Raw genomic sequence first — 15,272 nt, 5'->3', positions numbered from 1 at the left:
TTATCGGCGTTTGTATACTGCAGATTTTGCATAAAATGCGTGCGAATTTTGCCGCACAAGGAAGAAAGCTTGGCCGGTGTATATAATTCAAAAATTAACCGCACAAAAGAAATTTTATTTGTGATTGCATGTCTTGTTCCCGGTTTTTTGATTTACGGAACTTACAATCTTTTGGGAATAGTTAAAACTTTTCATTACAGTTTGCTTTCATGGACGGGAATAAGCGACGTCCGGCCTTTTATCGGTTTGGAAAATTATTTTAAGCTTGTAAAAGATCCCAGCATGATGGTCGCCATAAGAAACAATCTTATTTTAGTCGTCACTTCGATCTGCATTCAACTTCCCTGCGCATTGCTTATCGCTATGGCGCTGAATTCAAAAATAAAAGGAACAAAATTTTTTAGAACGGTATTCTTTTTACCCATGCTTTTTTCAACCGTCGCTACGGGTATCATGTGGCAGCTGTTTTACGATCCTATGTTCGGGATTTTAGCTTATCTGATGAAGTTTTTAGGGCTGGGGTCCAAAGTCATAGGCTTCCTTGCCGATACACGCACTGCGATGCCGGCCGTGTTGTTCGTAATATGCTGGCAGTTTATTCCTTTTTACATGATCATCTTAAAGGCCGGACTTGCCAATATTCCGACAGAATTATACGAAGCGGCACGCATTGACGGAGCTAGCCGCTGGCAGTGCTTCGTTCACGTAACCTTGCCCATGATCTCTCCTACGTTGAGAACGTCGGCCGTTATGTCTATGGTCGGTTCGCTTAAATACTTTGACCTTATTTACATTATGACAGGCGGCGGCCCCAACGGCGCAAGCGAACTTATGGCTACCTACATGTACAAAAAAGGATTTGTAGAATTCAGCATGGGCTACGCATCTTCCATTGCCGGAACAATGTTTATAGTATGTTTTATTTTTGCCTGTTGTTTTTTGTATCTGACTCAGGAACACAAGGAAAAAATAAAAAAGGAGAAGGCACATGCGTAAAAACGGCGAAAAGTGGTTTTTAGGTGATTTTATTTTTTCACGTTTTATTTATCTGTTCTGTATCGTAATCGCAATAATAACAGGATTTCCTCTGCTTTTTCTTCTGTTTAACAGTTTTAAGAGCCTTCCGGAATACATGCAGAATATTTGGTTTATTCCTAAAAAAATTTATTTAGGAAACTACGTCTTGGTATTGGCTCCCGCCTTTTTAAGATATTTTATAAACAGTCTTATCGTGAGCGTTTGCGGTGTTTTGCTTACGATCACGGTGGCCTCGCTCATGTCTTACATATTTGCACGTTTTGAAATAAAGATCGCAAAACCGCTTTATTTTCTTGTCATTGCGGGAATGATGATCCCTATTCATACGACGCTTATTCCGGTTTATACATTGAGCCATCAGATCGGATTTTACGATCATCTAATAGGTCTTATAGGCCCTTATGTTTCGTTTAATATTCCGATTTCCGTGTTTATTATGACGCAATTTTTTAAAGAATGCCCGAAAGAACTTGAAGAAGCGGCAACGATAGACGGCGGCGGTAAATTCCTTATTTACAGAAAGATCATCATGCCGCTTTCTGTTCCTGCAATTTCTACCGTAGGCGTGTATACTTTTCTTAACATGTGGAATGAATTTATTTATGCGCTTGTTTTGATAGACACGCCTGCAAGAAAAACGCTTTCTCTCGGAGTGCGCGATTTTTACGGATTTCAGACGATAAATATTCCGGCCGTGCTTACGGCCATACTGGTAGGATCTTTGCCTGTGCTGACCTTTTATTTTATAGCGCAGGATAAGGTTATAAACGGACTGACGCAGGGAGCGGTAAAGGGGTAAGATATGAAATATTATGTTTCTAAAGAATCATTGTACGGCGGCGACGGCACAAGGGAAAGGCCGTTCAAATGGATAAACGATGCGGCAAAGATCGCCGTAGCGGGCGATGAAATTATCGTCGCTCCGGGCGTATACAGAGAATACGTGGATCCTGTAAACAAGGGAACCCATGACGCCAGAATAGTTTACAGATCCGAAGTAAAAGGAAAGGCCGTGATTACCGGCACGGAAGAAGTAAAAAATTGGGTGAGATTTAAAGGCAATGTTTGGAGCGCGCGCGTATCCAACGGAATTTTCGGCAACTACAATCCCTATACGGAAAAAATATGCGGGGATTGGTATTTCAGTGAAATTCCGCTTCATACCGGGGAAGTGTATTTAAACGGCGCTTCCATGTACGAAACGGACAGTATTGAAAATGTTTTGTCGCCTCATAAATATGAAGGTGCATGGGATAAGGAATTTTCCGTATACAGGTGGTTTTCGGAGCAAAAGGACGGCGCTACTTACATATATGCAAATTTTCACGGAGCGGATCCCAACAAAGAAAACGTAGAGATAAATGTGCGCAGAAATTGTTTTTATCCCAGTAAGACGGGAGTGGACTATATAACCTTTTCGGGTTTTACCGTAAAGCAGGCCGCAACTACTTGGGCGCCGCCTACGGCCTATCAGGAAGGAATGGTAGGCCCCCATTGGAGTAAGGGCTGGATTATCGAAGACTGTGAAATAAGCGATTCCAAGTGCTGCGGAATTTCTTTAGGCAAGTACCTGCAGCCGGAAAACGAAAACAAATGGACCTTTAAAAGGCTTAAGCACGGAACGCAGACTGAAAGGGATTCTATATGCCAGGCGCAGGTGGAAGGCTGGACAAAAGAAAACATAGGCTCTCATATAGTGCGCCGCTGCGACATACACCATTGCGAACAGACGGGTATCGTAGGGCATTTAGGCTGCGTGTTTTCGATAATCGAAGACAATCACATTCACCACATAAACAATAAACAGCAGCTTGCAGGCGCGGAGATAGGCGGAATAAAGCTGCACGCGGCTATCGACGTGCAGATCAGGAGGAATCACATCCATCACTGCACAAGGGGCTTGTGGCTTGACTGGCAAGCGCAGGGAACGCGGGTTACGCAGAATTTATTCCACGACAATTCTATTCCCGTAGGAACGAAAGTGATGTCCGCTCTGGCTATAGGCGAAGACTTGTTTATTGAAGTAAGCCACGGCCCCACCCTAGTGGATAACAATATCTTCCTTTCGGTGTATGCGGGGCGTATCGCCACACAGGGAACCGCCTACGTTCATAACCTTATCTGCGGGCCCTTTACGAGCGTCGGGGGCGGAACGGATAACGGCAAAAACGGAGGCCCGCGATATACGCCTTATCACTTTCCGCATAGAACGGAAGTTGCAGGTTTTATGACCTTTATGCACGGCGACGATCGTTTTTACAATAACATCTTTGTAAAAAACGAAGTGCCTAAGGAATATGACCTTTACTGGGAACAAAATAAGACGCCCACGAACAATGAAACTGGGACTGTTCCCTTTGACGATTATCCTTGTGAAGAAGAGTATTTGGCTTTATTCTTCAAAGAAGGCGACGCAGGCGCAAAGGAAGACAGAGGCAAATACTATACGAAACTTCCCGTGTATACCGGAGGGAACGTATTCTTTAACGGCGCAAAACCCTGTAAAAAAGAAAGGAATTTTAAGGAAGTGAGCGGCTGCAAGGTGTATGCAAAGATAATTGAAAAAGACAGCAAATATTATTTTGAAACCGACTTGTTCAAGCATCTTCCCGAATTCGAAACGGATCTTATTTGTACCGAAACGCTCGGAAAGGCGTTTGAGCCGGAGCAAAAATTTGAAAATCCGGACGGCACACAGATAATTTTCGATAAAGATTATTTTGACAATAAAAGAGGAGTTTCTCCCATTGCCGGGCCTTTTGCCGACAAGGAGATGAAATTTCCTTTTAATCTTTATTAGTGCTCAATCTTTTGATGACCGCCGCCGCTCGATGTTTCGCGCTTGAAGCGGCACTTCGAATATCGATACGGCGGAGAGGTTGCGGATTGAAAGATCTTAGTCTTAGCGTGTTTCCGAAAGCGCGCCGGCTATATTGAAAGCGCAGTCGCCTATCTTTTCTATCTGGCGGACTACGTCGATATATAAAAGTTCCGATTTTACGTCGGCGCCGCTTTCAAGCCGCTTTCTTGCGGTTTTTTTCAGATTCTTTCTTGTAGCGTCGATCTGCTCTTCAAGTTCTTTGGCAAATTCCAGCTTTTCCGCGCTTAAACGCTTGTTGATATTTATGTGAATGAATGTTATAAACTGCCGTACAAGTTCAACGTAGGGAATGAGCTTGTCCATGTCTTCCTGCAAAAACACCATTTTCTTTTCTATGCTCTTTTTTAAAAGGCATGCGACGTTATAGCAGTCATCGGTAATGTTTTCAAGCTCGTCGACGATTGACATCATAAGAGATATGTTGTTTTGCTGCGACGGGCCTACCGGCAAATTTCCGCATCTTAAAAGATAATGCGTAAGCTGTTCGGACATTTGATCGGCGTAGTCTTCGTCCCTTACAAGGTTTTCCATGTATTTGTCTATAAAGTTCTGCGACCGGTCTGAAAATCCCAGCTGAAGATGATCGAACATCTCTATCACAAGATCGGCCATGTCGGCTATCGCTTTTTCCGCTCGGACTATGTGGGCAAGTGTGTTTTTTCTTCCTATCGCGTCTATGAATTCCAGCTTGTAAACGGCTTGTTTTTCGTTTTCACGCGGTTTTATGAGCCGTTCCGTAAGATGCGCAATTTGTTTTGTAAACGGCAGGAATATAACGGTGGCAAGCAAATTGAATATCGTGTGCAGCATCGCAATATGGTAGGTTATGCTTGAGTATACGTCGCCGGGAACAAGAAAGTCTACCATTTGCAAAAGCGGCTTTAACATGATTACGGCTATTACGGTTCCGACTACGTTGAACATCACGTGTATCGAAGCCGCTCTTCGCGCGTTTACCTTTGTGTTTACCGCCGCAAGCACGGAATCCACGGTGGATCCTATATTGCTCCCCAAAATCATAGCTGCGGAAAATTCCCACTCAAGAATTCTGTTGTAGGCCATTGTGAGTATTATGGCAGTAGAGGCGCTTGACGAATGCAGCAGCACGGTCAAAAGAAATCCGGCAAAGACTCCGATCATCGTGCTCGCAAAGCCCATTCCCTGCAGTTGCGTAAGGAATAGAATTTTTTCAGGTTCGACGGATACTACGGATGAAAGCATGCCGAGTCCCAAAAACAGCATACCGAAACCCATCAAAAATTCGCCGATGCTTTCTTTGTGCAATTTTTTTAAAAGGGTAAAAAGATAGCCCAGCCCGAAAACGGGAACGGCAAATAAAGATATTTTAAAATTAAATCCGAATAGGGCGACAATCCACGCCGTAACGGTAGTTCCTATATTGGCGCCGAAGATGACCCCGATTGACTGTGTAAGCGTGAGAAGGCCGGAATTTACAAAGGAAACGACCATGACGGTAGTTGCGCCCGAAGATTGTATGATCATGGTTACAAGAATACCGGTTATTACCGCCATCAGGCGATTTCCCGTCATAAAGCCCAATATGTGCTGAAGACTGCCGCCCGCACTTTTTTGAACGCCATCGCTCATCATCTTCATTCCGTACAGCAAAAAAGCAAGGCTTCCCGCAAGCTGTAAAACCGTTTGTATGATGTTCACACGCGAATAATACATAAAGATCCTAGTATTTACAATAAGAGCGAGCAAATCCGAGCAGTGGAGGAGGATTTGCGAGCGTGTCCTAAAAAAGAAAAACGCGTCAAGCGTTTTTCGCCTTACGACTTAAGACTTAAAAGCGCAAATCACGGCGACCGGCGTCCGATTTTCAAAAAGCTGAAAATTCGGTATTATGATAATATGAAAAAATACGAAAATGCCGTGCTATTTGCAGTTATTTGCCTTGCATGCTTTATTTTTTGCAGCTGCGGGCAGAGAAAAAAAAATAACGATTACGCAGATCTTATGCGCCTGAATATTAAAAGCGTGCCGCATTCCGTATGGACGAATTCCCGCGCTTGGAGCGAATCCGAAAAAAAAATATGCATAGTCTTCGGCTACGGTTACAACGGCGACGAATTTATTTCAAAAATAAAAGCCGAACTTTCCGAAAAATACGGTCTTGCGGAAGACGGCGGACTTATAATTCCTCTTTTATTTCCCGGAGATTTTAAAGTGTCCGGCAGGGATAGAATTTCCATGCTGCCGGAAATCTTGCGCGATGTCCGGCTTAAAGGAATAATATTTCTCGGCGCGCCTGAGAATACGCACAACGCAGTCTCAGTTTTTAAAAATCTATATGATGGAGAAATTCCTTTTCCGATTTTTTCATTTTTTCCTCAAGACGATGTTCTCGGAATGGAATGGACGGCCGACTTTGTGCTTGACGAGGCCAGGCCTCAGGACGCCGTTCCCGCCATGGAAGAATCGGTGGTAGTTACGGACGAAGTATCTTTGCTGCTTGATTCTTCCGTGCGATATATGACGCTGCTTGACGGTCCGCTGCCGCCCGATTCCGATCTTATTCTCCACGTCAGAGCTATTGCCGGAAAATACGGAAAAATAAGCAGGTATGTGGATCCCGAAACTGGACTTCTTTCCGTAAATCATTTTGTTTTAAAAGCGTATGAATAAATTAGTTCAACTTCGATCAAAACTGATAGGCTCAGACGAAGACGCGCTTAAACTTTCCGAAGCGGACAGCGCGGATATTCTGGTAATTTCAGATTCTCACGGTAATAAAAACATTCTTTTTGAAATATTAAGCAGTTTCGGGAAAGGCAGCGACGCTCTTGTTTTTTGCGGCGACGGGGCGGGAGATGTGGCGTTTATGCTCGATAGGGCAAGCATGGATATCGCTTTTTCGGAGTATATTCCGCCCGTAGTCGCCGTTGTTCGCGGCAATAACGACGGCGGTTGTTTTTCCGTGCAGTTTGCCTCTGGCGCGGGACGCTTCGAAGCGGAAAGCGGATACGAGCGCAGCGTTATACCGGACAGCCTTGTTTTACCGGTTTGTTTGCACAAGATATTTATAACGCACGGGCACAGGTATTATTCCGCAGAAAACCTGTATTATGCCGCAAAAAAGGCGGGCGCGTATGCGGCGCTTTATGGGCACACGCACATTGCGTGCAAAATTGAAAGGAAAGGCGCAGTTTTGGTAAACCCCGGAAGCTGTAGTTTTCCGCGCGGAGGAATGCCGCCGTCTTTTGCCCGGATATTTGTCCGAAAAAACATGGAAGACATTAAAGTTGTTTTTTATAAGATAGAAATTTACGGCGGCAAATTAAGGTATGTTCCGTTCGAGCCGGGGTTCAATTTTTACTAGCGCTTTTTGTGCGCGAATGGGCACGATACCTTTTTAACCGTATTTATTTTTAAATGCCCTGTGACAAAGGAAATCCCGAATAATCGTGCCCGGGATATACGAGGGTGTCGCCGGGAAGCGTTTGTTTTAAGTGCTCCAAGCTTTTTAATATGGCGCTTTCGCTTCCGCCGTATAGATCCGTCCTTCCCCATGATTGAAAGAAAAGCGTATCTCCTGAAATGAGCTCCTTACGAGTTTTGTTGTACAGGCAAATAGACCCCTTAGTGTGTCCCGGAGTGTGTATCACAGTCCATTGAGATAAAAGCTTAAAGTTTTCTTCCGCCTTTTCCGTGTTTTCTTTACAAAGATTAAGACAATGCTCTTTACCGAAGGCTTTTCCAAGATCGTCGCCGTCGTTGAGTAAAATATCCGCTTCGGGAAGGCTTGCAAGAAAAGGTATAAGGCTAAGTCCTCCCATAGGCTCAAGACAAAGCCTGTGAAATTCAGTTCCGCCTTGTCCCAGGCTTAAAGCGTCGTCCTTATGTATTGCGATCTTTATGCCGGGGTAAGCTTCTTTTATTTCAGGAAGGCCGATTACGTGGTCAAAATGTCCGTGTGTAAGCACAACCGCAACGGGTACAAGAAAATTCTTTGCAAGATAATCCGTTATTGCCGCTGCGTCTCCGGAGGCCTTGCAGCCTGCCGGATCCACTATAAAGACAAAATTTTCAGCAAGCGGAACTACGTATGTGTTTACTTGAATCGGCCCGGTCCGTATTGTTTTCATCTTTTATTAAAGTGCGGAAGAAGTCGTAAACGGCTCTTTATCGGCCGCCGCTTTTTCAGCAGCTGCGTAAGCTTCGGCATCTTCCTGTGAAAACTTGTCGTTTTCGTTTACTTCGGATGAAAAGTTTTCGGGATGCTCCGATTCGGCAAGTCTTACGGCGTCGTTGACGTCTTTTTGGTGGGAATAGCTTACCGTAAGTTTTCGTCCGCGGTAGTCGTAGCCGTTAAGAGCTTCGATTACTTTGTCCGCATCTTCGTTAAAAAGCTGTATAAAAGAATAATTTGCCAATACGCGGATATCGCCGATTCTGTCGCGGTCCAAGTGAGCTGCGCTTATCAAAAGGCCTACAAGGTCGCGCGGATAAACGCGGCGATTTCGTCCTATACCGATAAAAATGGTTGTTGCAAGATCGCTGTCGATTTGTACGCGCGGAGTACGGGCTTCGCTTTCTTTTTCTTCAACGCTTGAATTCTTTGCCTGGAAATTACGAGTTTCGCGCGCAGGGCGGGATTTCCAATCTCTGGAATATGCGCGGCCTTCATGTCCGTCGCGCCGGCTTTTGTAAGAGGAAGAACGAGAGCCCATTGCCAGCTTTGCAAGGTAAGCTGCAACGTATGTTCTAAGCGAAAATGGAACGTTCTTTTTATATATTTTTTTCAGATCCGTTAAAACTTCAGGATCCTCTTCCGTTTTAACTTTGGAAACGGCATCATTCAAAATAGAAACAAACAGGTTAATATCTATCTCATCCGCATGTTTAAAAGACATAGGAAACTCCCAAATAATATAATTTAAAATAGTTTTGCAGTGAATCCGGAACCGATTTTTTCAAAACCGAACCGATGCAATAAGGGGATCATGATATCGGGAATTATTACATTCGCGATGATCGCCCATTGAATATTCCGCTTTTGTAAGTCTTCAAGGCTCAGCGATAAAAGTTCTTTACCTATCCCGAGTCCGCGGAAATTCTGTAAAACAAAAAAAGACGTAAGTACGGCCGTCTTCCCCTGAGGAAACGGACATTGTGAAAACGTTATGCAGCCTGCAAATTCGTCGGAAAAGGTTTTGCATATGAAGCCGATTTCAGAATCATGCGATTTGAATTGATACTTCCATAAAGATACGAACGCCGTGCTGAGTTCTTTCGGCAGGTTTTCATCCGTATTGCCTGCGGCTGTCCGGCTGTAGTGCAGTATCAAATTCTTGTCCTTGGACGAATCGTATGCGCAAAATATAAAATCGTTTTGAACGGGGATTTCAAAGTCCTCCGCTTCCTGAGCCAGTTTTTCAAGCCCCCAAATTTCGCGCAATGAATTGTACCATTCGTTAAGGCTGCAGCGCATTTTATAATGCTTGAACAAATGCCACTTTTTCTCGATTTCAGGGTACTGCCTTATGCAGGTCTTAAAGTTTTTGAACACCCCCCTCCCGGAATGAAGGATCTGCTGAAGTTCGTCTTTTATGAGCGGCGAGTGCAAGCCGGAAACGAATTGTTCCCTAAGCGCAAACCCGTCGGCAGATGTCCATTGCGGTAAAAAAAAATATCTGTCGTTATCAACTGTATTTTGTTCTTTTTCTATTAAAATTCCGTTTGCTGCGTCTAAGACGAAAAAAGAATTTTGATCTTCCATCGCAGCAAGAATAGAGTTTGCTATGCTTTCAGTAAGTTCAAAATACATAAATCAATGTACCATAAAAGGCTCCGATTGACAATGTTGTGCGCACCGTTTGTGTTTAGCGTTCCGCTTATCGGAGTCTGCCCTAAAAGCTCGGCAAACCGCAATCAGGGGCGGCTTTTACGCCGCGGAAGACTTCCTCGGCGGCGTTTGTCGCACACGGACATGCGACTTACATAATCCCTGCCGCGTAACGCATTGCCTTCATATATCTACATTATCTTTTTTAAGTCTGCGCGCGTTGAAACGATGGAACTTATAAGACCGTATTCTTTTGCGTCCGCCGCGGTAAGCCAATAATCACGGTCGGTGTCTTTTTCAACCTGCGGCAAAGGCTTTCCCGTTTCGTCTGCGATCAGCTTATTCAATTTTGCGCGTGTTTTTGCCATTTCCTGCGCGTGGATCTCTATATCGGTTGCCACCCCTTTTATTCCGGACAGCGGCTGGTGTATGAGATAGCGGCTGTCAGGCAGCCCTATACGGCGCTCTTTGGGTACGGCTAAAAGTACGAGGGCTGCCGCGCTTGCAATGAGCCCCATACCGATAAGGCACACGGGAGCGTCTATAAAACGGATCATGTCAAATATTGCAAAACCTGCGTCGACGTCGCCGCCCGGAGAATCTATGTACATGCAGATAGGGTCTTTGTTGTCCGCTTCAAGCAAAAGCAGCTGCCTGACTATCTTTTCCGCCAGATCTTTGTTTATTTCTCCCGAAAGAATTATCTGCCTTGTTTTTAGAAATTTTTCCATTAACGGATCGGCGGATTTTTTGTTTTTTTCGTCGTCGTCGTCTTCTTCATTGAAGACAATGCCATACATACCGTTCATCGTTGCTCCTGTAAATAGCAGGTTTAATTTCGACCGCTAAGAATATCGCAGTCTCATTAAACGACGAGTTTGCTGTGCAAACATCGCTAATTAACATATGCGCTATCGCGCATCAATTCAACAGTTTTCGAGAATTGATATTCTCTCAACTGTTGAATTTTAAGGAAGGTTTAAAAGATGCCGCTAAATAAGCGCGGCATATTTTAATTTCGAGTTTGTCTTTCGGCAAACATCGCTTATTAACTGTGCGCAAGATGCGCACGAATTCAACAGTCTCCAAAATTGACATTTTGTTCGACTGTTGAATTTTAAAGAACCGAATAAAATTTTGTGCGGCCTGAAATTTTGTTTTGCACGGAACCGCACCGCATCTCGCCTGAAATTTTGTTGCGGACGGAGGCGCGGATGCCGCAAATAAAAGTTAAAAACAACTTTTTATTCAATATAGCGAATAAAAAGCCGTCAGGCAAGCAATGTGCCTGCGTCGTTCTGCTGCGGCTGGCGGCAGACTGTCGCCTTGCGTTCTTGCATAGGGCCGTTAAAAAATATATGTTTAAAACATGAATTTGGCACGGCAAGCCTTTAGAATGCAAGTATCCGAAACCGAACATAAAAAAAGATCTCAAGGCCGTAAAATAAAGACAAATTATAATGATGTAATGGAAAAAATCATAGCCGGTCTTGAAGGCAAAAAAGCTTCACTTTTGCTGCACGCCTGCTGCGGGCCGTGCAGTACGGCTTGCCTGGAAAAAATTTCTTCCTTTTTTGAAATAAGCGTGTATTTTTATAACCCTAATATTTATCCATTTGAAGAATATGAAAAACGCAGGGACGAGATATTTAAATTTGTAGAAAAGCTTCGCTCCGCTACGGGACAGGAGATACGGATTTTGGAAGGCAGCTACGATAAAGACGATTATGACAGGGCGATAAGAATCGAAGAATGCCCGGAACTCGCTTTTGAGGCCGAGCGCGGCGAACGATGCCGAAGGTGTTACGAATTCCGGATGAAAAAGGCTTTTGAATATGCCGCCGAAAATAATTTTGATTTTTTTGCGACTACTTTGACTTTAAGCCCTTATAAAGATTCCGACAAAGTGAACGAAATAGGCAGGCTGCTTGACGAGCAGGCCGTAAAAAACGGACTTGAATTGAGGTATCTTTATTCGGATTTTAAGAAAAAAAACGGATACCTAAGGTCAATAGAGATTTCCAAAGAGTACGGGGTGTACAGGCAGGATTATTGCGGCTGCGTGTATTCGCTCTCTTCAAATGCGGCAGGGATCGTCGCGGAAAGACCGCAGCGGCTTTAGCCGCGAGGACTTGCAGCAAGAGCCCGGTGCCCGCTTTGCGGGCAGCCGCCCTAAATAAAAAACTTGATTTTAAAACGCAGAAAGCTATGTGATGATAAAAAAATACTTGATCTTTTTGTATACATTAGTATAGTTTTAATACTAACGCTGAAAAGAACGACCGAAAAATGCGATTACGGGATCTGACGATATACGCAAAAGAAAAATATAACATTGCCGAACAGCATAAATGGGCGGATTTTCCCGAATTTTCCGTACTCGAGGATCCGGACACGCAAAAATGGGTTGCGCTTTTGATGCGCAGATGGAATGCGTCCCTCGGCGAAGAAACGGAACTGTGCGATATCAAGTGTGCGAAAGAAGCGCTTGAGGAGTATGACGCGCCGTTTCTTTCGGCACCGTTTCGCATGCGCGGAAAAAACTGGGTCGGAGTCAGGTTTGACAGCGGCACAAAAGAGGATGTCGTGTTCGCTCTGTTTGACAAAGCGATGAAAGCGGGAGAACAGCGCGGATTTACGATCGTGCTCGCAAGCGATTTGCCGGCGGCGCAGGCGGAATATCACGCATCGGCGATTCCGTTTTCAAAGGTGGCGTCTTCTTTGCAGACCGCTCAAATCCCCGAAAAAATCCGCAAAATGATAAAGCTCTATCGGTACGGCGACGGTTCGTTCCGCCAAAAATGCTGAAATTTCTGCGTACAGGCACAATTCATGGAGGATTACGAAGACGATGCTCCGTGGAACGGCGAATTTCATCGATATTTTACAACCTATCACGATTTGAGCGTAAAGCAGCTTCGCGGCTATTTTACGTGGAGGACGAAGGTCCGAAAAGGCGTCTATGAGCCGATCGCCGCATCGCTTGTGTACCTGTATCTTTACGAACTTTTAAACGGCATCGGCACATCTTCGCTTGAAGACGCTCTTTGTAAAATGGAAGCGTTTGAAAACGGCTTTATCGATTCCGGCATCGGAGACGGCGGCATGCGCAAAAATCTGCGCCGCTGGATGCACGAACTTGCCGTTACCGGAGGCGCCGCTCCGGAGACTGCCGTCCGATATGCAAATGCGGAAACATTAAAACGGGATGCCGCACTTTCGGTTCTCCGCAAGCCCGCACAGTACAGTGATGACGAACTGTTCGGTGCGCTCTGCGCATTCGGCGGGGCGAAGATACAAAACGGAGCGGTTTTTAAAAAGTCCGAAGCCGGCGCAAAACGCTTATTCGCAGCGGTGTGGCGTTATGCCGCATCACAGTATAAAAAAGACGGAAAAGATTTTTTTACTGCGTGCTTCGGCAGGCAAAGAGAATTCAGCTGGCATCCGCTCGAAAATGCGGTTTATTGGAATCCGCAGCCGGCGATAAACGCCGATTATTCTCTTAACGAATGTCATCGGTATATCTGCCGCGGCGGAAAGTGGAAAGAGCGCTGTTATCACAGCCTGTACTATGACAAGGCGCTTTTCGAAGGCTTGCTGCGCGAAACCGAGCGAAGGCTGCGTATCTATTTGAATGCGGGCCGGCCCTTAAAAGAAAGACCGGAAGACGCGTGGGCCGCTGTAATCATCGAAGACGTGATCGCTGTCGAAAAGTGCTTGCAAGCGGAAGCCTTGAAGCCTAAGGTTACAATCCGCTTCGGCGACCTTGACAGGATCCGAAAAGATGCTCTGCAAACCCGTGAAAACCTTTTAACCGAAGAAGAAAAAGCGGACGAAAAAACGCATGAAAACAATCGGGAAAATCAAGCGCAAGAAGAAAAAGCGGAGCGTGAAGATAGTGCGTACAAAAATCGCACGTCCGACGAACCGGCATTCCGCAACGAAGCCGCTTCCGGCGGCGAAATTCCCGCCATGCCGATCACTGCGGAACAGGCGGATATCCTGACGCTGCTTTTGCGCGGAGAATCCGTAAAGAGCATTTTGAAGGCTCGGAACGAAATGGCTGAAATTTTTGCCGATTCTTTAAACGAAGCCCTGTTCGATACAATCGGCGACATCGCCGTGGAATGCGACAACGGCGACCTTACGCTTGTGGACGACTACCGCGAAGACATCGGCCGCATACTCAGAGGAAACATACAATGAACGAAGAAAACAGAAAGGTACCGAAGAGAATCGCTCAAGCCGTGTTAAATTCCCTGAAAGGCGGCGTCGTTCCCCGCATTGGCCTTCCGTACATCACCGTCGGGCGGAAAAACGAAATCGAAGCGCTCCTTCACGACGTGGATATTATTTCGGAAGGAGGCGCGTCCTTCCGCTTTATCGTGGGACGATACGGTTCGGGCAAGAGCTTTCTTTTGCAGACAATCCGCAACCATATCATGGAGCGGGGCTTTGTCGTCGCCGACGCCGATCTTTCGCCCGAACGGAGGCTGCAGGGAACGCACGGGCAAGGACTTGCCACCTACCGCGAACTCATCGGCAACCTGTCCACAAAGACAAAGCCCGAAGGCGGAGCGCTCACTTTAGTGCTCGACCGCTGGATAAGCGGCGTGCAGAGCGAAGCCGTAAACGAAAGCGGCGCCGTACCGGGCGATCCCGCTCTTACGGCGTCGGTGGACAAAAAAATCTACGCGGTTACTTCCTCCGTCAGCGAACTGGTACACGGCTTTGAGTTTGCAAAACTCCTTTCGGCTTACTATCATGCCTACGTGAACGGGGACGATGCGCTGAAGGCGAAGGTTGTGCGCTGGTTCCGCGGCGAATACAATCTGAAGCGCGAAGCAAAAGAAGAACTGGGCGTCAACATTATCATCTCAGACGATGATTGGTACGATTATCTCAAACTCTTCGCCGCCTTTTTCCGTTTGGCCGGCTACACCGGCATGATGATCATCATCGACGAACTCGTAAACATATATAAAATCCCCAATGCAATTACGCGGCAGTACAATTACGAAAAACTGCTGACTATGTATAACGATACCCTGCAGGGTAAGGCGAAATATGTGGGCATTCTCATGGGAGCCACGCCGCAGGCCGTCGAGGATAAGCGGCGCGGTGTGTACAGCTATGAAGCGCTGCGCTCGCGCCTTACGGAAGGAAAATTTTCAAAACCCGGAGCGCGCGACTTATTGGCGCCTGTCATCCGCTTGGAGCCGCTTACCGCCGAAGAAATGCTCATCCTGTGCGAAAAGCTCGCCGCCATGCATGCCGATCTGTACGGATACGCAAGGAGCGTTACGACGGACGATCTGGCCGTTTTTATCCGCATCGAATACGAGCGCATCGGTGCGGATTTGAATATAACTCCGCGCGAAGTGATTCGGGATTTTATCGAACTGTTGAATCTTTTGTATCAAAATCCGTCCATGTCCATAGAACAAATGCTGAATTCCGATGAATTTTCATACGCCAAAACCGAAGCGGTATCGGACGAAGCGGACGGCACTTTTGTAGAATTCAGCGTGTAAGGAAAAGACC

14 protein-coding genes and 1 pseudogene are annotated in these 15,272 nt (G+C 45.8%); 10 read left to right on the top strand and 5 right to left on the bottom strand.

Annotation, left to right across the window (positions count from 1 at the left end; genetic code table 11):
- Positions 1-69 precede the first annotated feature (69 nt).
- The 3 genes from HRI96_RS09470 to HRI96_RS09460 are packed head-to-tail and all read left to right on the top strand — an operon-like array spanning position 70 to position 3,838.
- Positions 70-996 (top strand): carbohydrate ABC transporter permease, encoded by a 927-nt coding sequence (locus HRI96_RS09470; protein WP_256729210.1) that lies wholly within the window; start codon positions 70-72, stop codon positions 994-996.
- Positions 989-1,837, top strand: a complete 849-nt coding sequence (locus HRI96_RS09465) for a carbohydrate ABC transporter permease (protein WP_210117126.1) — start codon at positions 989-991, stop codon at positions 1,835-1,837. The genes HRI96_RS09470 and HRI96_RS09465 overlap by 8 nt, the downstream gene beginning before the upstream one ends.
- 3 nt (positions 1,838-1,840) lie before the next feature.
- Positions 1,841-3,838 carry a right-handed parallel beta-helix repeat-containing protein gene (locus HRI96_RS09460; RefSeq protein ID WP_210117125.1) on the top strand — a complete coding sequence of 666 codons (1,998 nt, stop codon included), beginning with the start codon at positions 1,841-1,843 and terminating at the stop codon, positions 3,836-3,838.
- Between the two features lie 102 nt (positions 3,839-3,940).
- Here HRI96_RS09460 and HRI96_RS09455 read toward each other — a convergent pair whose 3' ends face one another.
- Positions 3,941-5,596: a Na/Pi cotransporter family protein gene (locus HRI96_RS09455; RefSeq protein ID WP_210117124.1), complete on the bottom strand. Its 1,656-nt coding sequence runs from the start codon at positions 5,594-5,596 to the stop codon at positions 3,941-3,943.
- Between the two features lie 198 nt (positions 5,597-5,794).
- Here HRI96_RS09455 and HRI96_RS09450 point away from each other — a divergent pair, with 198 nt between their 5' ends.
- On the top strand, positions 5,795-6,568 hold the full coding sequence (locus HRI96_RS09450) for a hypothetical protein (RefSeq protein WP_210117123.1): 774 nt from the start codon (positions 5,795-5,797) through the stop codon (positions 6,566-6,568).
- The gene (locus HRI96_RS09445; protein WP_210117122.1) at positions 6,561-7,262 is read left to right on the top strand and encodes a YfcE family phosphodiesterase; all 702 of its coding nucleotides are present in this window, start codon (positions 6,561-6,563) and stop codon (positions 7,260-7,262) included. Before HRI96_RS09450 ends, HRI96_RS09445 begins: the two co-directional genes overlap by 8 nt.
- 49 nt (positions 7,263-7,311) lie before the next feature.
- On the opposite strand, the gene HRI96_RS09440 is transcribed toward HRI96_RS09445, so the two are convergent.
- The 4 genes from HRI96_RS09440 to HRI96_RS09425 all read right to left on the bottom strand — a co-directional run bounded on the left by HRI96_RS09440 (position 7,312) and on the right by HRI96_RS09425 (position 10,537).
- Positions 7,312-8,028: an MBL fold metallo-hydrolase gene (locus HRI96_RS09440; protein WP_210117121.1), complete on the bottom strand. Its 717-nt coding sequence runs from the start codon at positions 8,026-8,028 to the stop codon at positions 7,312-7,314.
- A 6-nt stretch (positions 8,029-8,034) separates the two neighbouring features.
- Positions 8,035-8,796, bottom strand: coding sequence for a DbpA RNA binding domain-containing protein (locus tag HRI96_RS09435; RefSeq protein WP_210117120.1), 762 nt, complete (start codon positions 8,794-8,796; stop codon positions 8,035-8,037).
- 23 nt (positions 8,797-8,819) lie between these two features.
- A complete protein-coding gene (locus HRI96_RS09430) occupies positions 8,820-9,710 on the bottom strand; it encodes a GNAT family N-acetyltransferase (RefSeq protein ID WP_210117119.1) in 891 nt (296 codons plus the stop codon).
- Positions 9,711-9,919: 209 nt separating this feature from the next.
- Positions 9,920-10,537 carry an ATP-dependent Clp protease proteolytic subunit gene (locus tag HRI96_RS09425; RefSeq protein WP_430741162.1) on the bottom strand — a complete coding sequence of 206 codons (618 nt, stop codon included), beginning with the start codon at positions 10,535-10,537 and terminating at the stop codon, positions 9,920-9,922.
- Between the two features lie 659 nt (positions 10,538-11,196).
- Between HRI96_RS09425 and HRI96_RS09420 the strand changes: the two genes are divergently transcribed.
- The 5 genes and pseudogenes from HRI96_RS09420 to HRI96_RS09405 all read left to right on the top strand — a co-directional run bounded on the left by HRI96_RS09420 (position 11,197) and on the right by HRI96_RS09405 (position 15,262).
- Positions 11,197-11,850, top strand: coding sequence for an epoxyqueuosine reductase QueH (locus HRI96_RS09420; protein WP_256729209.1), 654 nt, complete (start codon positions 11,197-11,199; stop codon positions 11,848-11,850).
- Positions 11,851-12,017: 167 nt separating this feature from the next.
- Positions 12,018-12,536, top strand: coding sequence for an MmcQ/YjbR family DNA-binding protein (locus HRI96_RS09415; protein WP_210117118.1), 519 nt, complete (start codon positions 12,018-12,020; stop codon positions 12,534-12,536).
- Positions 12,537-12,551: 15 nt separating this feature from the next.
- Positions 12,552-13,088: pseudogene (locus HRI96_RS11785) on the top strand (TerB N-terminal domain-containing protein); the annotation flags it as partial.
- Complete coding sequence (locus HRI96_RS11780) at positions 13,083-13,934, top strand: tellurite resistance TerB C-terminal domain-containing protein (RefSeq protein WP_256729330.1); 852 nt, start codon at positions 13,083-13,085, stop codon at positions 13,932-13,934. The pseudogene HRI96_RS11785 and the gene HRI96_RS11780, both read left to right, overlap by 6 nt.
- On the top strand, positions 13,931-15,262 hold the full coding sequence (locus HRI96_RS09405) for an ATP-binding protein (protein WP_210117116.1): 1,332 nt from the start codon (positions 13,931-13,933) through the stop codon (positions 15,260-15,262). The genes HRI96_RS11780 and HRI96_RS09405 overlap by 4 nt, the downstream gene beginning before the upstream one ends.
- Positions 15,263-15,272: the final 10 nt, after the last annotated feature.

Source organism: Treponema parvum (assembly GCF_017893945.1).
Taxonomy (GTDB): domain Bacteria; phylum Spirochaetota; class Spirochaetia; order Treponematales; family Treponemataceae; genus Treponema_D; species Treponema_D parvum_A.
This window is presented reverse-complemented; position numbering and strand designations above follow the sequence as displayed.